16 protein-coding genes and 3 pseudogenes are annotated in these 20,109 nt (G+C 61.5%); 14 read left to right on the top strand and 5 right to left on the bottom strand.

Going from position 1 to position 20,109, the window contains the following annotated elements:
- Positions 1–43: 43 nt before the first annotated feature.
- The 5 genes and pseudogenes from GV002_RS24585 to GV002_RS09420 form a co-directional block, all read left to right on the top strand.
- Positions 44–682 (top strand): annotated as a pseudogene (locus tag GV002_RS24585) (cache domain-containing protein); the annotation flags it as partial.
- 138 nt (positions 683–820) lie between these two features.
- A pseudogene (locus tag GV002_RS24590) lies at positions 821–1,588 on the top strand (methyl-accepting chemotaxis protein); the annotation flags it as partial.
- A 7-nt stretch (positions 1,589–1,595) separates the two neighbouring features.
- On the top strand, positions 1,596–2,210 hold the full coding sequence (locus tag GV002_RS09410) for a hypothetical protein (RefSeq protein ID WP_160018046.1): 615 nt from the start codon (positions 1,596–1,598) through the stop codon (positions 2,208–2,210).
- 50 nt (positions 2,211–2,260) lie between these two features.
- The gene (pnuC, locus tag GV002_RS09415) at positions 2,261–2,830 is read left to right on the top strand and encodes a nicotinamide riboside transporter PnuC (RefSeq protein WP_160018047.1); all 570 of its coding nucleotides are present in this window, start codon (positions 2,261–2,263) and stop codon (positions 2,828–2,830) included.
- A complete protein-coding gene (locus GV002_RS09420) occupies positions 2,827–3,378 on the top strand; it encodes an AAA family ATPase (protein ID WP_160018048.1) in 552 nt (183 codons plus the stop codon). The genes pnuC and GV002_RS09420 overlap by 4 nt, the downstream gene beginning before the upstream one ends.
- On the opposite strand, the gene GV002_RS09425 is transcribed toward GV002_RS09420, so the two are convergent.
- Together GV002_RS09425 and GV002_RS09430 are read right to left on the bottom strand one after the other, a co-directional pair.
- Positions 3,346–3,813 (bottom strand): DUF3429 domain-containing protein, encoded by a 468-nt coding sequence (locus GV002_RS09425; protein WP_160018049.1) that lies wholly within the window; start codon positions 3,811–3,813, stop codon positions 3,346–3,348. The two genes, GV002_RS09420 and GV002_RS09425, sit on opposite strands and share 33 nt — an antisense overlap.
- A gap of 69 nt (positions 3,814–3,882) precedes the next feature.
- Positions 3,883–5,058 carry a sigma-54-dependent transcriptional regulator gene (locus tag GV002_RS09430; protein WP_256667054.1) on the bottom strand — a complete coding sequence of 392 codons (1,176 nt, stop codon included), beginning with the start codon at positions 5,056–5,058 and terminating at the stop codon, positions 3,883–3,885.
- 266 nt (positions 5,059–5,324) lie between these two features.
- On the opposite strand from GV002_RS09430, the gene GV002_RS09435 reads away from it, so the two are divergent.
- The 4 genes from GV002_RS09435 to GV002_RS09450 all read left to right on the top strand — a co-directional run bounded on the left by GV002_RS09435 (position 5,325) and on the right by GV002_RS09450 (position 9,211).
- Complete coding sequence (locus GV002_RS09435; protein ID WP_160018050.1) at positions 5,325–7,199, top strand: di-heme-cytochrome C peroxidase; 1,875 nt, start codon at positions 5,325–5,327, stop codon at positions 7,197–7,199.
- A 36-nt stretch (positions 7,200–7,235) separates the two neighbouring features.
- A complete protein-coding gene (locus GV002_RS09440) occupies positions 7,236–8,429 on the top strand; it encodes a catalase family protein (protein ID WP_160018051.1) in 1,194 nt (397 codons plus the stop codon).
- A 181-nt stretch (positions 8,430–8,610) separates the two neighbouring features.
- Positions 8,611–8,880 (top strand): hypothetical protein, encoded by a 270-nt coding sequence (locus tag GV002_RS09445; protein WP_160018052.1) that lies wholly within the window; start codon positions 8,611–8,613, stop codon positions 8,878–8,880.
- A 103-nt stretch (positions 8,881–8,983) separates the two neighbouring features.
- Positions 8,984–9,211 carry a DUF1272 domain-containing protein gene (locus GV002_RS09450; protein WP_160018053.1) on the top strand — a complete coding sequence of 76 codons (228 nt, stop codon included), beginning with the start codon at positions 8,984–8,986 and terminating at the stop codon, positions 9,209–9,211.
- Positions 9,212–9,261: 50 nt separating this feature from the next.
- Here GV002_RS09450 and nfuA read toward each other — a convergent pair whose 3' ends face one another.
- Both nfuA and GV002_RS09460 read right to left on the bottom strand, forming a co-directional pair.
- On the bottom strand, positions 9,262–9,846 hold the full coding sequence (gene nfuA / locus GV002_RS09455) for a Fe-S biogenesis protein NfuA (RefSeq protein ID WP_160018054.1): 585 nt from the start codon (positions 9,844–9,846) through the stop codon (positions 9,262–9,264).
- A gap of 145 nt (positions 9,847–9,991) precedes the next feature.
- Positions 9,992–12,268: a fatty acid cis/trans isomerase gene (locus GV002_RS09460; protein WP_160018055.1), complete on the bottom strand. Its 2,277-nt coding sequence runs from the start codon at positions 12,266–12,268 to the stop codon at positions 9,992–9,994.
- A 152-nt stretch (positions 12,269–12,420) separates the two neighbouring features.
- Here GV002_RS09460 and metH point away from each other — a divergent pair, with 152 nt between their 5' ends.
- Positions 12,421–16,131 (top strand): methionine synthase, encoded by a 3,711-nt coding sequence (gene metH / locus GV002_RS09465; protein ID WP_160018056.1) that lies wholly within the window; start codon positions 12,421–12,423, stop codon positions 16,129–16,131.
- On the top strand, positions 16,121–16,264 hold the full coding sequence (locus tag GV002_RS09470) for a hypothetical protein (RefSeq protein ID WP_160018057.1): 144 nt from the start codon (positions 16,121–16,123) through the stop codon (positions 16,262–16,264). Before metH ends, GV002_RS09470 begins: the two co-directional genes overlap by 11 nt.
- A 148-nt stretch (positions 16,265–16,412) precedes the next feature.
- Here the strand turns inward: GV002_RS09470 and GV002_RS09475 are convergent, their stop codons facing one another.
- Entirely contained in the window at positions 16,413–16,712 is a 300-nt protein-coding gene (locus tag GV002_RS09475) for a DUF1883 domain-containing protein (RefSeq protein ID WP_160018058.1), read from the bottom strand.
- A 139-nt stretch (positions 16,713–16,851) separates the two neighbouring features.
- On the opposite strand from GV002_RS09475, the gene GV002_RS09480 reads away from it, so the two are divergent.
- The 3 genes and pseudogenes from GV002_RS09480 to GV002_RS24595 form a co-directional block, all read left to right on the top strand.
- Positions 16,852–17,877 (top strand): DUF5924 family protein, encoded by a 1,026-nt coding sequence (locus GV002_RS09480; RefSeq protein WP_160018059.1) that lies wholly within the window; start codon positions 16,852–16,854, stop codon positions 17,875–17,877.
- Positions 17,878–17,892: 15 nt separating this feature from the next.
- Positions 17,893–18,933, top strand: a complete 1,041-nt coding sequence (locus GV002_RS09485; protein WP_074678479.1) for an RNA methyltransferase — start codon at positions 17,893–17,895, stop codon at positions 18,931–18,933.
- 147 nt (positions 18,934–19,080) lie between these two features.
- Positions 19,081–20,106, top strand: a pseudogene (locus GV002_RS24595) (cache domain-containing protein); the annotation flags it as partial.
- Positions 20,107–20,109 lie beyond the last annotated feature (3 nt).

The raw sequence follows: 20,109 nt of genomic DNA on the forward strand, positions 1-20,109 counted from the left end.
CCTGGCGCTGGCCATTCTGACGCTGATCTTGCAGGGCGCTTACATGCTGCGCCAGATCCACATTGATCTTTACGCCGGCAAATCGGAAAAGACCGAGCATGTGGTGCAGAGTGCGGCCGGTATTCTCAAGCATTTCCACAGCCTGGAAAGCGCCGGCAGCCTGAGCCGCGAAGAGGCGCAGAAGCAGGCCATGGAAGCGGTGCGCGGTTTGCGCTACGACGGCCAGGAGTACTTCTGGATCAACGACCAGACCCCGGTCATGCTCATGCACCCGATGAATGCCAAGCTCGAGGGCCAGAATCTTTCCGGCTTCAAGGATCCGGACGGCAAGGCGCTGTTCAACGAGATGGTCGCCATTACCCGCAGCCAAGGGGCCGGCCAGGTCGACTACCGCTGGCCGAAACCCGGCGCCACTGACCCGGTACCGAAAATCTCCTACGTCGAACTGTTCCAGCCCTGGGGCTGGATCATCGGCTCCGGCGTCTATGTCGATGACGTGCAGGTGGAGTTCAGGGCCCAGGCGGTGAAAGCCATGAGCATCGGCCTGCTGATCGCCCTGCTTCTGACTGGACTGGTGGTGCTGATCACTCGCAGCATCGTGCAGCCTCTGCAGGCGGCCGTGGACGCCATGGCTAGCATTTCCAGCGGCGAAGGTGACCTGACCCGCAACCTCGACACCCACGGGCGAGACGAATTGACCGCCCTGGCGACCTATTTCAATGCCTTCACCGCGAAGCTGCGCCATGTGATCCGGCAGATGCTCGATTCGGCGGGGTCGCTCGACCAGGCCGCCCGTTCGCTTGGCGACATCTCCAGCGAAGCGCAGCGCCACAGCCAGCAACAGGCGCAGCAGATGGAGCTGGTGGCGACCGCTGTCAACGAGGTGACCTACGGGGTGCAGGACGTGGCGAAGAACGCCGAGCACGCCTCCAGCGAGATGCATACCGCCGAGGACCAGGCCAGCCAGGGCCAGCAAAACATCGAAGCGAGCCTGCGCCAGATCGATCAGTTGTCGGGCACCATCGACAAGGCTGTCGAGGTGATTCAGTCACTGGCCAGCGAGAGCACGCAGATCGGCAGCGTGCTCGAGGTGATCCGCTCCATTGCCGAGCAAACCAACCTGCTCGCTCTCAACGCCGCCATCGAGGCTGCCCGCGCCGGTGAGCAGGGCCGTGGTTTCGCTGTGGTCGCGGACGAAGTGAGACTCCTGGCGCAGCGGACGCAAACGTCCACCGCCGAAATTCAGGGCATGATCGAGCGCCTGCAAGGCAACTCCGAAGCCGCCGTCAAGGTGATCAACGAAAGCAGCCGCGCTTCCCAACTGACCGTGGAGCAGGCCAGCCAGGCTGGCGAGAGCCTCGCCCAGATCGCCCAATCGCTGCGCAACCTGACCGGGCTCAACGCCTCGATCGCCAGCGCCACCCTGCAACAATCTCACGTGGTGGAAGACATCAATCAGAACGTCACGCAGACGGCAGCGCTGGCCCACAACACCGCCGAGGCTGCCGAGCAGTCGAGCGCGGCCAGTCAGCACCTGAAACAGCTGGCCGACCAGCTCAATCGTCTGCTTGGGCAGTTCCGCGTATGAGACGGACATGAGCAGCATGCAACATCAGGAGGTCGATTTCAGTCGGCCACAGAACCAGGACCTGATCTGGGACCTGGACAGCATGGCCCGCCGCGAGCTGGCCGAGCGTTTCATCAAGCTGTTCGAGAATCGCCTGTGCGTCTATTCCGAATCGGTGGGGCAGTTGTACACCAACTACAGCCTGCACTTCCCCACCGATCTCGGGCGCAAGATGGTGGTGCTGCCCAACCCCTACGCCTTCCACGACACCCTGCACGGCATCGATAGCCAGGCCATCCGCAAGACGGGCCTGTGCGTGTTGCCGGGCAAGGTCATGGGCAAGCCGGGGCTCTTGCTCAGCACCCAGATCAAGGATGGTGGGCCGGCGCCCAAGACCATGCCCTTCAAACCGGCACTGGCGCAGATCATCAGCAACCAGAAGAAAATTGGTGATCTGTTCTTGCCGGTATTGATGAAGGGCGATCTGCGCGAATTCGACCAGCAGATGCCCTATATCCACCTGCATCGCTTGCAACTGGCACGTCTGGAGCGATTGTCGAGCTTCGAGCGCGACGACATCCAGCAAACCATCACCCGTAAGCTGCTGATGCTCTATCGACAAGCCGACAGCCTGGTGTGCTGAGTCGCCTGCATCAGTACAATCGCCACCCTTTCCTTATTTGAGAGCGCCGGATGTCCTGGCTCGAACTCGTTGCCGCCGGACTCGGCATCGTCGCCGTCTGGCTGACCGTCAGACAGAACCCCTGGTGCTGGCCCATCGGCCTGATCATGGTGTTGCTCTACGCCTGGCTGTTCTATGACTGGCGGCTGTATTCCAACCTGCTCCTGCAACTGTTGTTCGCTGCGCTGCAGCTCTACGGCTGGTGGCAGTGGACCCGTGGCGGCGAACGCCACGATGGGCGCAATGTCAGCCGCCTGAGCGCGGTCGCAGTCCTGACTGGGCTACTGATCGGCGCGCTCGGTACCGGGCTGCTCGGCTATCTCATGGCGACCTACACCGACGCCAGCTCACCCTGGCTGGATTCGGCGCTGACCGCATTCAGCCTGGTCGCACAATTGTGGATGGCGCAGAAACGCCTGCAATGCTGGGTGCTTTGGGTAATCGTCGACCTCTGCTACGTGGCCTTCTTCCTCTATAGCGAGCTGTATCTGACTGCGGGTCTCTACGCCGCCTTCACCGCTTTGGCCGTCAGCGGTTGGCTGAGCTGGCGCCGCGACCCCGCGTTGCAGTGCGCGCCATGAAGGTGCTGGTACTGACCGGGCCGGAGTCCAGCGGCAAAAGCTGGCTGGCGGCGCACATACAGGCGCGCTTCGGTGGCATTGTGGTGGGCGAGTACGTGCGCGACTTCATCGACGAGCAGCAGCGCGATACCTGCTACGCAGACATCGACGAGATCGCTCGCGGTCAACTGGCCTGGGAGGATGCTGCGCGGGCAGCCAGGCCGCCGCTGCTGATCCTCGACACGCACCTGCTGAGCAACATGCTCTGGAGCCGTTGCCTGTTCGGCGATTGTCCACCGTGGTTGGAGGCCGAGTTGCTGGCGCGCCACTACGACCAGCATCTGTTGCTCGACCCCGCTGGCGTGCCCTGGATCGAAGATGGCCAGCGTTGCCAGCCACAGCTGGCAGAGCGGCAGGCCTTTCATCAGGCCTGCCGCGGCTGGCTGCAGGGTAACGGGCAGCGTTTCTGCGAACTTTCAGGTGGCTGGGACGAACGACGCCAGGCAGCGCTGAAGCAGGTCGCAATGCTGCTCGGCTCAGCGGATCAGGACGCTGGCCCAGGCCACTAACAGGCTCAGGCACACCACCAGCGTCAGTGGCGTACGTAGTGCCGGATACCATTGCGGCGCCAGTTCGACGCGTACCGCGTGCATGTCCGCCAGATACAGACCGATAAAAGCAAAAAGGAAAATCGGTAGCGACAAGCCCATCGGCAGTCCGCCAGCCAGTGCAGCCCAGCCCAGCAAGGGTGGAATCACCGAAAGCCCCAGCTGCAACTTGGCCTTCTCGTCGGTTTCCTCCGCACGCATCGCCAGCCCCCAGTGAATGGCGCCCATGAAGGCCAGGATCACGGCAGCGAAATCCAGCAATGCATCCAGCACGAAAGGCCGCCAGCCGATGGGAATCACCCAGATGCCCAGCGCACCGCCAACGAATGGCACCAGCCCGGCATAACCCAGCAACACGGCCAGTTGCGGCGGCTTCTCGGCGTCGAACGGGTGCATGACGATCTCCTTGGCGATAGGTGTGCCGAGCACCTTAGCAGTGTTTCTCGAGCGTTACAGCCTTGAGCCTCAGCGCAGGCGATGCTTGTGCAGCAAGCGATAGAAGGTTGGTCGCGACACCCCGAGCGTCCGCGCCGCCTGGCTCATGTTGTTGGTGTAGCGACCCAGGACGTCGTTCAGCGCCTGCCGTTCGGCGCGCAGTATGTAGTCCTCCAGCGTCACCGGGGCGTCGATGCTGGCCTGTGCCGGGCGCAAGCCAAGGTCGGCTGCGAGAATCTGTCGTCCTTGAGCCCGCACCAGCGCGCGGACCACGCGATTGCGCAGCTCGCGAACATTGCCTGGCCAGGGATGGCTGATCATGGCGTCTATCGCTTCTTCGCTGAAACGCCGATGATGCCGCCCGATCATTGCCCCGTGCTGTTTGGCGAAATGCTCGGCCAGCAGCGACAGATCACCAGGATGCTCGCGCAGATTCGGCGTTTGCAGCTGTTGCGCTGCCAATTGATGAAACAGATCCCGTCTGAAACATCCCTGATGCAGGGCCTGCACCAACTCGCCTCGGTCCAGGGTCAACAGATGCGCTTGAGGATTGCGCTGCAGGTAGTCCAACAACCTTTGCTGGTCCATTTCAGAAAGCCGAGAGGCGTTTTCGAGTAGCACGCTGGTGATGCTCGATGCGGCGAGAGCAGCGCCGTCGAGAGGTTCGGCGCAGTCGATAACGCGCATGGCCTGGGCTGAAAAAGATGAACGCTGGTGGAGCAAGCGTGCCAGAAGATGCTTGCCGCTGCCGCGCTCCCCGCTGACAAGCAGCGGTCCATCGGTATGACTCAGGCGATCCAGCTGCCGACGCAGACTGCGCGCTGCAGCGCAATTGCCCAAAAACTGCGGCGCATGTCGTCCGTCATTTTTTAATCTGCGCAAGCGAGTGGCTGCCTGCGCCTGTTGCAAGGTTTCCAGTAACCGGGGCATTTCCACTGGCAATGTCAGCGCGGCGAAACACCATTCACCGACCAGCTCATCACTGCCGACCTGCATCAATCGCTCGGCATCCGCCAGCACGATGCAGCCAAGCTTTGTCAGTTGCAGTTGCTTGAGCAGCGCATGACCAGGTTGCTGATCGAGGTGAAGCAGGAGTGCATCGCCTGCATGGCCGTTGAGCGTTTCTGGCGTGCAGCGCTGCACGGTCCAGCCAGCGGCCTGCAACGGCTGAAACAGCACTGCGCATGCCTCGAAAGGATCGAGCACGAGTAATTGCCGGGATGCGACGGAAACAGCCTCCAACATACTCCATCCTTGGCGCCATTATTTTGTAATTCCAATAAAAACAACAATTTGGCGCTCGCAAACGTAAAGTTAGCAAGAACTTTGACGCTTCATGGATCATTTCTCTATATGCGTTGTTCCTGCTGGTTATTGAAGAGTTTTCATGATCACGGCGATGGCACCTTGCCAATAGCCTGCAGTATTGGCATAACAGGCTGATTAATAAGAACGCTACAAGGAAGTCTCTGATGCGTCTGCTGCGCCGCACCCTGAAACTCGTCATTTTGTTGGCACTGATCGGCCTGGCGGTTGCGCTGTATTACGTGGCCAACCCCAACCTCCCGACCTATCAGCAGCCCAGTGAGCTGCACTATCTGGACCAGTGGAGCGAGGAGCAGCGCCAGACCTATTACTACACGCCACAGGGCACCACGGTTAAAGGCCTGCGTTATGACTGGTTCAGCGCGCTGGAAATGCCGTTCGGCACCGAGAAATTCGCCCGCCTCGATTATCTGGCCCGCTTCGGTTTTCTCACCGATCCCGGGCAGCGGCCAAGCGATCTGAATCCCGGCAATCTGCCGGTCGGCTTTACCCGTCACCAGGACAGCGAAAGCGGCGAGCACTTCCTCGATATCAGCTGCGCCGCCTGCCATACCGGCGAGTTGCGCTACAAAGGCCAGGCCGTACGTATCGACGGTGGTGCAGCCCTGCACTCGCTGGCCTCCACTGTACCGACCCTGCGTGGCGGCGGTTTTGGCCAGGCGCTGGGTATGAGCATGGCCTTCACCTATTACAACCCGCTGAAATTCCGTCGGTTTGCCCAGGAAGTCCTGGGTGATCAGTACCCACAGGGCCGTGATCAACTGCGCGAGGATTTCAAGCAAGTGCTCGACAGGCTACTGGCGACCGCCCTCAACGACTGGCACCGCGGCCTGTATCCGACCGAAGAAGGTTTTGGCCGTACCGATGCATTCGGTCGTATCGCCAATACCGTGTTCGGTGATGTGCTGGATGACGCCAACTACCGCGTTGCCAATGCCCCGGTCAGCTACCCGCAACTCTGGGATATCTGGAAATTCGACTGGGTGCAATGGAATGGCTCGGCCATGCAGCCGATGGCGCGCAACGTTGGCGAAGCCCTTGGCGTCGGCGCCAGCCTGCATCTGCTCGACGAACATGGCAAAGGCGTCGCCGAGGCTGATCGCTACGCCTCCAGCGTGCGCCTGCATGACCTCTACACCCTGGAGGAAACCTTGAAACGGCTGCAGCCACCCAAGTGGCCAGAGGCTGTATTCGGCAAGGTGGATCTGCCGCTGGCCAGTCGTGGCAAAGCGCTCTACACCGAGAATTGCGCCTATTGCCATGCCCCCGATCCCAAGCCGCGCGACCAACGCCTGGCCCCGTCGCGCGACCCTGAGTGGAAGATGCGTGTCGTACCGATCAGCATCGTCGGCACCGATCCAACTACCGCCGACAACATCGCTGACCATCGTTTCGACATCAGCCGTCTGGGCTGGACCAAGGCTGAACTATCGCGCCTGGATGTGAAACTGTTCGGTTCCAGCCTGGATGATGTCGATTTCAAGAGCATTTCCAGCGCCAAGGGTCTGGCCTATATCACCGCCTACGTGGAAAACCGCGCCTATCAGGACGCCGGTATCGGACCACAACAGCGCAAGGAAATGGATGGCTATGGCCTGCCCATCGGCGTACAGGAAAAGCGCGGCTACAAGGCCCGTCCACTCGACGGCATCTGGGCGACCCCGCCCTTCCTGCACAACGGCTCGGTACCCAACCTGTTCGAACTGCTCTCTCCCGTATACGAGCGGCAGGCTCAGTTCTGGGTCGGCGACTTCGAATTCGACCCGGTACGCGTGGGCTATCGCAGCGACAAGTTCCCAGGCGGTTTCCTGCTCGATACCCGCGTTACCGGCAACGGCAATGGTGGCCATGAGTTCCGCGATGGCTGCCGCCAAGAGGGTGTCATCGGGCGCGCCTTGTCGCCGGACGAGCGCCTGGCGCTGATCGAATACCTCAAGGTGCTCGGTAACGCTGACCTGGAAACCCGGCTCAGTGACGTGCCGGTACAAGCCTGGACGCCCGGTCCGAGCTGCGAAGGCTGATTTCAACCAACAGGTTCGAGAACAAGGATTGCAACGATGTTGAAACGCTTCTGGCTCTGGCTCGGCCGTCTGCTCGGCAAACTGCTGCTCACCGTCGCCCTGGTCGGCCTGGTTGGCTGGGGATTGGGCGAAGCCTATTACGCCTGGAAATTCTCCGGCCCGGTCTCCACGCAAGAGCAGATCGCGCCGGAAGAAGCGGTATTGAGCAGACTGATCATCGAAGATGCTGTACGCATCGTCGAGCAGCACCGCGACAACACCCGCGTGCTGCGCGATGCCCATGCCAAGGCCCACGGCTGTGTCAAAGCCGAGGTGCAAGTGCTCGATACACTGGATGAGTCACTGCGCCAGGGTGTGTTCAGTGAACCGGGGCACACCTGGCAGGCCTGGATGCGCCTCTCCAACGGCAATGCCTACCCGCAGTTCGACCGTGCCCGCGATGCGCGCGGCATGGCAATCAAATTGCTCGATGTGCCTGGCGAGAAACTCATGAAGAGCCCGGCGCATGCAGGCGAACAGGATTTCGTGATGTTCAACCATCCGGCCTTCTTCGTTCGCGACGTGGCTGAATACCGCACCAACTTCGCCGCCCAGGCCGATGGCAAGAAGGCCCTGGCGTTCTTCCCCAGCTGGGACCCACGCACCTGGGAAGCACGCCACCTGATCATCGCCCTGAAGACCCTCGCTCCTGCACCAGAGAGCCCGGTGGCTACTACCTACAACTCCATCGCGCCGTTCAAGCTCGGTGAGTTGAACATCAAGTATCGCGTGGTGCCGGCCCCGCAGAATTGCCCCCCCTACGCGCTGCCGGAACAAAACACTGACTTGCCCAACTTCCTGCGCAATGCGCTCTACCAGCAGTTGTCACTGGACCGCGCACCGGCCTGTTTTGAACTTCAGGTGCAAAAACAGAACGCGCAGTACTACATGCCCATCGAAGATCCGACAGTCGAATGGAGTGAAAAGATATCGCCCTTCGAGAGCGTTGCGCGTATTACCGTACACCCTCAGGACTTCGATAGCCGCGAACAAAACCTGTTCTGCGACAATTTGTCCTTCAACCCCTGGCATGCACTTCCCGAACACCGTCCTATCGGTGGCATAAACCGTTTGCGCAAAACGGTATATGAGGCGGTAAGCGCCTATCGTCATCAGCGCAACGCCTCAGCCCCTGCCAGCGCTGCGCCGCAGCCACTTACGCAAGAAACAGAGGCGGAACTTTCGCAGTAGAAAGTTGTAGCCGGCGAGACGCCAGAAGTTTTTATCAAGGCACACTACGCCGGTAATAAAACTTTTTTCAGGTATGTGTGACTTATGGGTCGACTGAGTTCATCAATAACATTGAAAGGCCAACATCAATAACCTGTTGGCCGCCATTGATTGTTGGGATCAACTCGGAGAAACCGACCCCATGAACACACCGCTGCGTTTCAACGAAGCCCTGCTGATTGCCGATCGCGCCTTCCGCCCGTTCCAGTGCGTGGCCTGGGCTCCGCAGGACGGCACCGGCGTCGTCAGCATCAGCGTCATCGACCGCACCAACACTCGCCTGCTTGGCCGCACCCAGCTTTCCAGCGCTACCTACAGTGACCCGCAACAGCTGGAAGACGCGCTGCAGCGCTCGCGCGATGAGTTGAGCCGTCAGGGCTTCGATCTCGCGCCGTGGAGCATGCCGGAGTAAGTCCTTTTCGGGGCGCCTTGTGCGCCCTCAGATTTGCCCCGTTGCGCTTAATCTCCGGCGGTTGCAGACTGCTGCAACGACCCACTGTGCCGAGCTTAGCGCCATGCTTGAACTGCGCCCCAATTGCGAGAACTGCGACTGCGATCTGCCTGCAGCCAGTGTTGACGCCTTGATCTGCTCCTTCGAGTGCACCTTCTGCCGCTCCTGTGCAGAATCCGTGCTGGCGCTACGCTGCCCGAACTGCGGCGGTGAACTGGTAAAGCGCCCGATTCGCCCTGCTGAAAAGCTCGAGCGTTTCCCAGCCTCCAGCAAACGTGTGCTCAAAGCCTGAAATAAAAAAGGGGCGACCTTGGTCGCCCCTTTTTCATGTGCATGGGCTTATCAGTAGTAAGCGTTCTCGCGATTGCTGTGGTCGGTCACGTCACGCACACCCTTGAGCTCCGGAATGCGCTCGAGCAGGGTTTTCTCGATGCCTTCCTTGAGGGTGTAGTCGGCCTGACCACAACCTTGGCAACCGCCTCCGAACTGCAGGACGGCGATGCCCTCCTCGACCACGTCGATCAGCGTCACCTGGCCGCCGTGGCTGGCCAGGCCAGGGTTGATCTCGGTCTGCAGGTAGTAGTTGATTCGTTCGTTGAGCGGGCTGTCTTCGTTGACCATCGGCACCTTGGCGTTCGGCGCCTTGATGGTCAGTTGGCCGCCCATACGATCGGTGGCGTAGTCGACGACTGCGTCTTCCAGGAAAGGCTCGCTGACACCATCGATCCAGGCGGTGAAACTGGCCAGGCCGACGGCGTTGTCTTCAGGCTTCTGCTCACCCGGCTTGCAGTAGGCAATGCAGGTTTCCGCGTAAGGCGTACCTGGCTGGGTGATGAAAACTCGGATGCCGATACCCGGCGTGTCCTGCTTGCTCAGCAGCTCGGCCAGGTAATCTTCGGCAGCTTGGGTAATGATGATGGCGCTCATGGCAACTCCTCGCGAACATGGGCGCAGTGTACGCCAGAGCGCCGCCCGGTTAAAGCCCAACTAAATTAGTAGGAATTGATCGCAGCCATAGCCGCCATGTGACAAGCAATCCGGAGCGCACTTCACATGCGCTCCGGTGATGCGCTCAGAGGTTCTGGTAGCGGTTCATGTCCAGCACGCCCGCCTCCAACGGTTGGGTTTCGCGAATATGCTCGGCGATATCATGGAAATAGCGCCAAAACTCGGGATGACTACGCCGTACGCCCCAGCGCTCGACGAGACGCTCGAAGGATTTTGCGTCGCTGACGCCCTCCATCTGCTTGACAAAGGCATCCACCTCGCCCGCTTTGACCGTGAACAGGAAATTCGGATAACTGCTCAGCACTTCCGGGTAGATGGTCAGGGTGTCCAGGCGCGGCTGATAGCGCAGCTCCTCTCCCAGCATGAACGCCACGTTGCTGTGTGCGCGGTTGCGCAGCAGGCTGTAGATCTCACGCGAACCATCGCTCAGCTCCACCCGCAGCATCGTCGCTTCTGGCAGTTGATCGATCACCCGCAAGCCGCCCGCCGGACGACTGGCCAGGCGCGCCAACGTCTGCTCGACATCTTGCAGCTCCCTGGGCAAACCGTCGCGATAACACTGCGCGCCCGTGCAGCGGTTGATCGGGTCAGGACGCGCGTTGAGTTTGCCGTAGCGCTGCAGCAGCTGTTCGGCGAACTGCTTCTTCGGATCGTCACCGGTCAGGCCAATGGCGCTCGGTGAACGATGATCGACCGAGGTGTAGTCCAGCAGCATCTTCAACTTGCCGCTGTTCTGATACCAGTCATCCAGGTAAGCCTCACGAGAACGCGCTGGCAGCAGGCGCAGGAAGTTCACCTCGGCACCATTGCGGATCAGATCGAAATACAACCGCGTCTGCGCCTGGTGCGAGACGTTGCCGAATACGTCGAAGTTGACCACCAGTTGGTAGTAGGTGCGCTCCAGCAGCGGGTAATCCATCCACCAGAGGGTCTGCGGAATCTCGCCGAGCAGGCCTTTGCGCACCGAGGCACTGTCGTGCTGACGGAAGATCGACAGCAGCGCGTTGTCGTTGCCGCTCCAGATATGCGCCCAGTCTGCAGGAGGGGCGTCGGCGTAAGCGTCCTTGCGTAGGTTCTCGTAATCGTTGCGCTTGTCGCGATAGTTGCGCCACAGGCCCAGCAGATCGCCGATATCGTCGAACTGGCCGGGCATGGCCAACAGCGGCGTGGCCTCGCGCTGGTAATTGGCATCGGTGATGTAGAGATCGTGCTCCGGCGCCTGGAACACGGCCCAGAAGTTGTCGCGAATCACGTCAGTGGCGATCTGCCCGCGGCACACCGGACCACGGATGAAGGTGCGCACGAAGTATTCGGCGTTATCCAGCATGAACTGGTAACGCGCTCGCGCCGGAATCGCGGCGAAGGTTTCGAAGGGGTTGGCGCGACGTTGTGCGCCGTAACCCGGTACAGCGTCCAGCGCCCAATCTTCGCCGAAGAACAGCTCCTTGACCCGCGCCAGCTTGGCGTCACCCAAAGGATAGGTGATGTGCGTCTTGTGCACGATCACGCCTTGGATCGGCCACAGCCGGTAGTAGAACTCAGTGCCCGGATCGTCGTTGGGGCGGCGCGTGGCGATCGGATCGATGGGTTTGCCGCTGGGGGTGCGCGAACGGACCATCTGGAAGAAGTGCCCGGACTCACCGCCCTCGAAGTGCAGATGCGCGAGGAACAAATGCTCGTACAGCCAGCGCGACACCAGATCCTGCCGCGCACCGGGCGCATTCATGAAGCTTTCCCACTGCTCCACCTGGCGCAACTCGACCGCGCTTGGTGTGAGCGCCAGCTCGGCGACCGGCGCGCCCTGCGCCAGCCACTGCTCCAGGGTGGTGTACTCGTCATCGTTCAGACCCGTCACGGCGAACGGCATACCGCCATGGGGATTCTTCTGTGCGTAGGCGGCGAACTCACCCGGCAATGAACAGCTGTTGCTGCGGGTGATGGCAATATCGAGATTGTCCGGGAGCCTGGCATTGGGCTCCAATGGCTGACTGCGACCCAGCTCCAACATGCGCTTGATCAGCGCAGCCTGGCCGTTCTCGCCATCGAGCACCGAATGAAAGTCGCGCTGGCGCCAGGCGGCCTCGCCCTGTGCATCCAGATAAAGCCGAGTGGTCGCTTGCGCCTGGCTGCGTGTGCCGTCGTACACCGGCTGCTTGCTGGCGCCGCGCGCGATGCCTTCGCCACTGCCCAGATTGAGCTGACACGGCGCGTCATAGCAGGTATGGCAGGCCACACATTTGTGGGTAAGGATCGGTTGGACGTCGTCGATATAGGAAATCGCTTCCGCTCGGGCCAGGCCGGCTGCGAAAGAAAGAAGAAACAGAGCAGCGGGCTTGAGCATGACCACGTCCTTGATTGCGATGCTGGCAATTCTAACGAGACGCCGCTCCTAGCAACATGAATGAAATTCATGGAAAGCCCAGACACGCTCCAGAACCCTGCAGCTTTGCTATCATCGCGCCCCTCTGTTTTCGCTTTGCTCAGGTAGTACTCATGTCCGATCGCAGCGCCCGCCTCCAAGCCCTCCAGCAAGCCCTGAAGGAGCGCATCCTGATCCTCGATGGCGGCATGGGCACCATGATCCAGAGCTACAAGCTGGAAGAGGCAGACTACCGTGGCGAGCGCTTCGCCGACTGGCCGAGCGATGTAAAAGGCAACAACGACCTGCTGCTGCTCAGCCAGCCGCAGATCATCGCTGCCATCGAGAAGGCCTATCTGGATGCCGGCGCCGACATCTTGGAAACCAACACTTTCAACGCCACCCAGGTGTCCCAGGCCGACTACGGCATGGAAGCGCTGGCCTACGAGCTGAACCTGGCTGGTGCCCGCGTAGCCCGTGAAGTGGCCGATGCCAAGACGTTGGAAACCCCGGATCGCCCTCGCTTCGTTGCAGGTGTGCTGGGCCCAACCAGCCGCACCTGCTCGATCTCCCCGGACGTCAACGACCCCGGCTACCGCAACGTTACCTTCGACGAACTGGTAGAGAACTACACCGAGGCCACTCGCGGCCTTATCGCCGGCGGCGCCGACCTGATCCTGATCGAGACCATCTTCGACACCCTCAACGCCAAGGCTGCGATCTTCGCGGTGCAGCAGGTCTTCGACGAAGACGGCGTCGAGCTGCCGATCATGATTTCCGGCACCATCACCGATGCCTCCGGCCGTACGCTGTCCGGCCAGACCACCGAGGCATTCTGGAACTCGGTGCGGCACGCCAACCCAATCTCCGTTGGCCTGAACTGCGCCCTTGGCGCCAAGGACCTGCGCCCCTACCTGGAAGAGCTGTCGAACAAGGCCGACACCCACGTTTCCGCGCACCCCAACGCCGGCCTGCCGAACGCCTTCGGCGAATACGACGAATCGCCCGCCGAGATGGCTGCGGTGGTCGAAGAGTTCGCCGCCAGCGGTTTTCTGAACATCATCGGCGGTTGCTGCGGCACTACGCCGGGACATATCCAGGCCATCGCCGAGGCCGTGGCCAAGTACCCGCCGCGCGTGATCCCGGACATTCCCAAGGCCTGCCGCCTGTCCGGCCTCGAGCCCTTCACCATCGACCGCAACTCGCTGTTCGTGAACGTCGGCGAGCGCACCAACATCACTGGCTCGGCCAAATTCGCCCGCCTGATCCGCGAGGAGAATTACACCGAGGCGCTGGAAGTCGCCCTGCAGCAGGTGGAAGCCGGCGCCCAGGTGATCGACATCAACATGGACGAGGGCATGCTCGACTCGAAAGCCGCCATGGTCAGGTTCCTTAACCTGATTGCCGGCGAGCCGGACATCTCTCGTGTGCCGATCATGATCGACTCCTCCAAGTGGGAGGTGATCGAAGCCGGCCTGAAATGCATCCAGGGCAAGGGCATCGTCAACTCCATCTCCATGAAGGAAGGCGTCGAGCAGTTCAAGCACCACGCCAAGCTGTGCAAGCGCTATGGCGCCGCTGTGGTGGTAATGGCCTTCGACGAAGTCGGACAAGCCGACACCGCTGCACGCAAGAAGGAAATCTGCCAGCGCAGCTACGATATCCTGGTCAATGAAGTGGGTTTTCCGCCGGAAGACATCATCTTCGACCCGAACATCTTCGCCGTCGCCACCGGTATCGAGGAGCACAACAACTACGCGGTCGACTTCATTGAAGCCTGCGCCTTCATTCGCGACAACCTGCCCTATGCACTCAGCTCGGGCGGTGTCTCCAACGTGTCCTTCTCGTTCCGCGGCAACAACCCGGTGCGAGAGGCGATCCACTCGGTGTTCCTCTACTACGCGATCCAGAACGGCCTGACCATGGGCATCGTCAACGCCGGCCAACTGGAAATCTACGACGAGATTCCCAAGGAGCTGCGCGACAAGGTCGAGGATGTGGTGCTCAACCGCACACCCGGTGGCACCGACGCCTTGCTGGCCATCGCCGATCAATACAAGGGTGACGGCGCCGCCAAGGAAGTCGAAAACGAAGAGTGGCGTTCGCTTTCGGTCGTCAAGCGCCTGGAACACGCGCTGGTCAAGGGCATCACTGCCTTCATCGTCGAAGACACCGAGGAGTGCCGCCAGCAGTGCGCGCGTCCCATCGAAGTCATCGAAGGCCCGTTGATGAGCGGAATGAACATCGTTGGCGACCTGTTCGGCTCGGGCAAGATGTTCCTGCCCCAGGTGGTCAAGTCCGCCCGGGTGATGAAGCAGGCCGTGGCGCACCTGATTCCCTTCATCGAAGCGGAGAAAGGCGACAAGCCGGAAGCCAAGGGCAAGATCCTCATGGCGACCGTCAAGGGCGACGTGCACGACATCGGCAAGAACATCGTCGGCGTGGTGCTGGGCTGCAACGGCTACGACATCGTCGATCTGGGCGTGATGGTGCCGGCGGAGAAGATCCTGCAGACCGCCATCGCCGAAAAATGCGACATCATCGGCCTGTCCGGCCTGATCACCCCGTCGTTGGACGAGATGGTCCACGTCGCCAAGGAAATGCAGCGCCAGGGCTTCACCCTGCCGCTGATGATCGGCGGCGCCACCACTTCCAAGGCGCACACGGCGGTGAAGATCGAGCCGCAATACAAGAATGATGCAGTGATCTACGTCACCGACGCTTCGCGCGCGGTTGGCGTTGCCACCCAGCTACTGTCCAAGGAACTCAAACCTGACTTCGTGCAGCGTACCCGCGACGAGTACGTGGTGGTGCGTGAGCGTACCTCCGCTCGCGCCTCGCGAACCGAACGTCTGAGTTACGACAGTGCCATCGCCAACAAGCCGAAGTTCGACTGGCCGAGCTACACCGCACCGAAGCCAAGCTTCACCGGCGTCAAGGTGCTGGATGACATCGACCTCAACGTACTGGCCGAGTACATCGACTGGACGCCTTTCTTCATCTCCTGGGACCTGGCCGGCAAATACCCGCGCATTCTCACCGATGAAGTCGTCGGCGAAGCGGCCACTGCCTTGTTTGCCGATGCCCGGCAACTGCTGAAAAAGCTCATCGACGAGAAGCTGATCAAGGCGCGCGCGGTGCTGGGTTTCTGGCCGGCCAATCAGGTGCGTGACGACGATATCGAAGTATATGGAAAGGATGGCGAGCAGTTGGCCACCCTGCACCACCTGCGCCAGCAGACCATCAAGCCCGATGGCAAGCCGAACCTGTCGCTGGCCGACTTCGTCGCACCCAAGGACAGCGGTGTGACCGACTACGTCGGCGGTTTCATCACCACTGCCGGCATCGGCGCCGAGGAAGTGGCCAAGGCTTACGAGGCCAAGGGCGACGATTACAACGCGATCATGGTCAAGGCCCTTGCCGACCGCCTTGCCGAAGCCTGTGCCGAATGGCTGCACGAGCGCGTGCGCAAGGAGTACTGGGGTTACGCCAGGGACGAGCAACTGGACAACGACGCGCTGATCCGCGAGCAGTACAAGGGCATCCGCCCTGCCCCCGGCTATCCGGCCTGCCCGGATCACACCGAGAAGGCCACGCTGTTCAAGCTGCTCGACCCCGAGGCCGACTACCACAAGGCCGGCAAGAGCGGCGTGTTCCTCACCGAGCACTATGCAATGTTCCCGGCGGCGGCGGTGTCCGGTTGGTACTTCGCCCACCCCGAGGCGCAGTACTTCGCCGTGGGCAAGGTCGACAAGGATCAGATCGAGCAGTACAGCAAGCGCAAGGCGCAGGACATCGCCGTCAGCGAACGCTGGCTGATGCCCAACCTGGGTTATGACGACTGACACGCCGGTGACGCTGGATACGCGCCAATCCGTCTGCCGCGAAAAGCTGATCGAGCACTTGTTCATCGGCGAGCTGCTTGAGCTGTACTGGCTCAGGCAGGCGGCGCCCCCGGAGAACCACTGCCAGATCTGACGATCTGCAAAGTCGCCAGACACAGCAAAGGCAATGCCCAGGATCACAAGGCCGAACGCGTCAACCTCCGCGTCGTGACGCGCTCGCGCGTCAAAAGACGGGAATCGATCGAGGCGCTGTATGGCGCCTTGTTCGGCAGCGACGCTTGTTAAATACCTTCGCGCCGCTGGCGCTTGAAGGTGATGCTGTATTCGAGCTGCGGCTTGCGCGTCACGCTCACCGCTTTACGGCTCACGGTATCCAGCGTGATGTTCCAGAAACCACTGGAGGGCACACGGATCTTCGCCGGGAACTTGATGAAGGCACCGCCGTGATAACTGTGACGGCCACGGTTCCTGAAGGCGCGAAAGTTGGCATCGTTCATCAGGCGGATGTTGCAGGGCTGCGAACATTGGATGACCACCAGATCGCCCTCTTCCAGATGCTCGCGTTGATGGATGAATTTCATCGTTTTCGGACTCGGTGGTGAAACGGGGGCGCAATATTGCCGCAAGCGGCCCGGCACCGCCAGCACAGCTGACGACTCGCTTGCAGCAAAGGCTCGCGCTACCTAGGATGCGCGCCCAACACTGCCATTTGCTGCTGCCATGAAAGTCGTGCTCGACCGCATCCCTACGTTGATCGCCCTGCTGCGCCGTTACCCAGGCCTGGTGGCCCTGTTCGGCTTCTGCTCGGGCGTGGCCAGTTTTCTCCTGGTCGACCGCCAGGCGCATCTGGCCAAGGTGTTGGGCGTGGTACTGCTGGTCAGTTGGGTCTGGTTGATTCTGGAGAACCTGCTGCGCGAACGCATTGCCCGGCGCTTCGGCTTCGAACTGCCGCTGCCACTGCTACGCTACGGCACGCAGATGATCCACCAGGAAAGCCTGTTCTTCGTTTTGCCGTTCTTCTTCATCACCACCACCTGGAACAGCGGGCAGTTGCTGTTCAGCGGCCTGCTGGCGATCGCCGCACTGGCCTCGATCACCGACCCGATCTACTACCGCTGGCTGGCGCCGCGCCGCTGGCTGCTGTTGATCTTTCACAGCCTGGCGCTGTTCGCGGTGATGCTCACCGCGCTGCCGATCATCTTTCACCTCAGCACCCCACAGAGCTACCGCATCGCCCTGCTGGTCGCCACGGTGCTGGCGCTACCGAGCCTGCCCGGTCTGATCGGCTTCGCTGGCTGGCGACGCATTGTGCTGTTGGCCGCTCTGCCTCTGGCGATGGCCAGCGCTGGCTGGATGGCGCGGGGCTGGGTGCCCCCGGCGACACTGTGGCTGACCGAGGTGGCGATCAGCGATCACTTCGATGGCGCGCAACGCACGCCTGGCGAAAGCCTGCAACAGATCAGCCCGGAACGACTACGCGTCGACGGACTCTACGCCTACACCTCGATCAACGCGCCACGCGGCCTGAACGAGCGCATCTACCACGTCTGGCAACACAACGGCCAGGAAGTCGACCGCATTGCGCTGGACATCAACGGCGGGCGCAAGGAGGGCTATCGCGCCTGGACGCACAAACTCAACTTTCCGGCCTCGCCCGAAGGCCGCTGGCAGGTGCGGGTCGTCACTGAAGCCGGGCAGATGATCGGCGTTCTGCGCTTCGACGTGGTCGCTCCCACGGCCAAGTGATAGCATTCGCGCCCCATGCAGCTCACCGAACTCAACCAACGCCTCGCCGACCTTGGCGCCAAACCCCAGCATATCGGGCGCATTACCCGTGCCTGGCTGCAAGGCAAGGCCCTGGATACCGGTACCAAGCACCAGAAGACCGAGAACTTTCTGCCACTGACGGTACGTGAAGGACTGCCAGCCATCGCCAGCGAACTCGACGCACTGGCCCGGCTGCGCTCCGAGCACCCTGGCGCCGATGGCTCGGCACGCCTGCTGGTGGAGTTGGCCGACAAACAGATGGTGGAAAGCGTACTGCTGCCGCGCGATGGCCTGTGCATCTCCAGCCAGGTGGGCTGTGCCGTGGCCTGCGTGTTCTGCATGACCGGCAAGAGCGGCCTGCTGCGCCAGCTCAGCAGCGCCGAAATGGTCGCCCAGGTCGCCCTGGGCAGGCGCTTTCGTCCGGTGAAGAAAGTGGTGTTCATGGGCATGGGCGAGCCGGCGCACAACCTCGACAACGTGCTGGAAGCCATCGACCTGCTCGGCACCGAGGGCGGCATTGGTCAGCGCAATCTGGTGTTCTCCACCGTTGGTGACCCGCGAGTGTTCGAGCGCCTGCCCAAGCAACGCGTGCGCCCTGCCCTGGCGCTGTCATTGCATACCACTGACGCCGAACTGCGCCAGCGCCTGCTGCCCAAGGCGCCGCGCATCGATCCCGAAGAGCTGGTGGAACTGGGCGAAGCCTACGCGCGCACCATCGACTACCCGATCCAGTACCAGTGGACCCTGCTCAAGGGCATCAACGACAGCCAGGAAGAAATGGACAACATCCTGCGTCTGTTCAAGGGCAAGTTCGCCGTGCTCAACCTGATCCCCTACAACAGCCTGGAAGCCGACGACTACCAGCGTCCCGACGGCGAGCGCATCGTCGAGATGGTGCGTTATCTGCACAGCCGTGGCGTTCTGACCAAGGTGCGCAACTCGGCCGGCCAGGATGTCGACGGCGGTTGCGGCCAACTGCGCGCCCGCGCAGTGGATGTGGTCAATACCAGTCGCTTGCACAGAAAGCGCGGCTGAGGCTCAAGAACGGCACCTGAGAGCCGATACAAGCGCATACAGAGAGACCACACGTCAAGCAGGCAAAACGCCAGCACTGTACTAGGTTTGCAAAGAACCGCATTGCATGGATGCAGCCCCGTCGTTTTGGCGCCCAGGAGCCCATTCATGAAAATCGCCCACAAGGTCGGTATCGCCGCCGCTACCGTGCTGTTCCTCACCACCAGCCTGCTGTCGCTCTCCCAGGTCAGCCAGGTTCGCGACACCCTGCGCAGCCAGGTCGAATCGAGCATTGCCGAATCGAGTAATGCCCTGGCCAGGCAGATCGAGAACTGGCTCAACGCCAAACTGCGTCTGATTGACCTGATGTCGCAAACCATCGACAGCAGCTACAGCCCGCAGGAAAACCAGCGCGTATTCGATGCGCCACTGCTCAAGAACGAGTTCATTCTGGTCTTCGGCGCGCTGGAAGCGGACGGCAAGCCAATCAAGAACAGCGACGACTGGAAACCCAGCGCTGACTGGGACGGACGCAAGCGCCCCTGGTACGCGACCGGCAAGGCTGGCAACCAGGCAGTGCTGACCGAACCCTACGTCGACTCCACCACCAATGAAATCCTCATTTCCGCCGTGGCCCGGATCAGCGACGCCGGCCGGTTCCTCGGCGTGTTCGGTGGCGATATCCGCCTGCAATCGGTCGCCGATGCAGTCAACACCCTGGACTTCAACGGTGCCGGCTACGCCTTCCTGCTCAGTCGCTCGGGCAATATCATTTCCCACCCCAATGCCGAGTACAACGGCAAGTCCTACAGCGACCTGTTCGACGGCCAGAGTCCGGCGCTGGGCAAGGAACTGCGCGAAGTCGAAGCCGGTGGCAAGAATCTGCTGGTCTCCTTCACCCCGCTACCCAACCTGCGCGGCATGGACTGGTATATCGGCGTGGTGCTGGACGAGAGCGTGGTGATGGCCGAAGCCAACCGCCTGACCTGGCTGGCCGTGGTCGGCACCGTGGTCGGCGTCGCCATCAGCCTGGTGGTGCTGGGCCTGTTGATGAACAGCCTGCTCAAGCCGCTGAGCCTGCTCAGTACCTCGTTGCGTGAGATCAACAGCGGCGAAGGTGACCTGACGCGCCGCCTGGCGATCACCAGCAATGACGAGATCGGCGAGCTGTCGCAAGAGTTCAACCGCTTCCTGCAG

The organism is Pseudomonas sp. 8O, assembly GCF_902506495.1.
In the GTDB taxonomy this organism is placed as follows: Bacteria; Pseudomonadota; Gammaproteobacteria; order Pseudomonadales; family Pseudomonadaceae; genus Aquipseudomonas; species Aquipseudomonas chaetocerotis.

What these genes read in the sequence shown, in the direction of transcription:
- GV002_RS09425 (WP_160018049.1), bottom strand. Translation starts at nt 3,813, where the DNA reads ATGCACCCGTTCGACGCCGAGAAGCCGCCGCAACTGGCCGTGTTGCTG.
- GV002_RS09485 (WP_074678479.1), top strand. Translation starts at nt 17,893, where the DNA reads ATGCAGCTCACCGAACTCAACCAACGCCTCGCCGACCTTGGCGCCAAA.
- GV002_RS09450 (WP_160018053.1), top strand. Translation starts at nt 8,984, where the DNA reads ATGCTTGAACTGCGCCCCAATTGCGAGAACTGCGACTGCGATCTGCCT.
- nfuA (WP_160018054.1), bottom strand. Translation starts at nt 9,846, where the DNA reads ATGAGCGCCATCATCATTACCCAAGCTGCCGAAGATTACCTGGCCGAG.
- metH (WP_160018056.1), top strand. Translation starts at nt 12,421, where the DNA reads ATGTCCGATCGCAGCGCCCGCCTCCAAGCCCTCCAGCAAGCCCTGAAG.
- GV002_RS09475 (WP_160018058.1), bottom strand. Translation starts at nt 16,712, where the DNA reads ATGAAATTCATCCATCAACGCGAGCATCTGGAAGAGGGCGATCTGGTG.
- GV002_RS09470 (WP_160018057.1), top strand. Translation starts at nt 16,121, where the DNA reads ATGACGACTGACACGCCGGTGACGCTGGATACGCGCCAATCCGTCTGC.
- GV002_RS09420 (WP_160018048.1), top strand. Translation starts at nt 2,827, where the DNA reads ATGAAGGTGCTGGTACTGACCGGGCCGGAGTCCAGCGGCAAAAGCTGG.
- pnuC (WP_160018047.1), top strand. Translation starts at nt 2,261, where the DNA reads ATGTCCTGGCTCGAACTCGTTGCCGCCGGACTCGGCATCGTCGCCGTC.
- GV002_RS09440 (WP_160018051.1), top strand. Translation starts at nt 7,236, where the DNA reads ATGTTGAAACGCTTCTGGCTCTGGCTCGGCCGTCTGCTCGGCAAACTG.
- GV002_RS09480 (WP_160018059.1), top strand. Translation starts at nt 16,852, where the DNA reads ATGAAAGTCGTGCTCGACCGCATCCCTACGTTGATCGCCCTGCTGCGC.
- GV002_RS09410 (WP_160018046.1), top strand. Translation starts at nt 1,596, where the DNA reads ATGAGCAGCATGCAACATCAGGAGGTCGATTTCAGTCGGCCACAGAAC.
- GV002_RS09445 (WP_160018052.1), top strand. Translation starts at nt 8,611, where the DNA reads ATGAACACACCGCTGCGTTTCAACGAAGCCCTGCTGATTGCCGATCGC.
- GV002_RS09460 (WP_160018055.1), bottom strand. Translation starts at nt 12,268, where the DNA reads ATGCTCAAGCCCGCTGCTCTGTTTCTTCTTTCTTTCGCAGCCGGCCTG.
- GV002_RS09435 (WP_160018050.1), top strand. Translation starts at nt 5,325, where the DNA reads ATGCGTCTGCTGCGCCGCACCCTGAAACTCGTCATTTTGTTGGCACTG.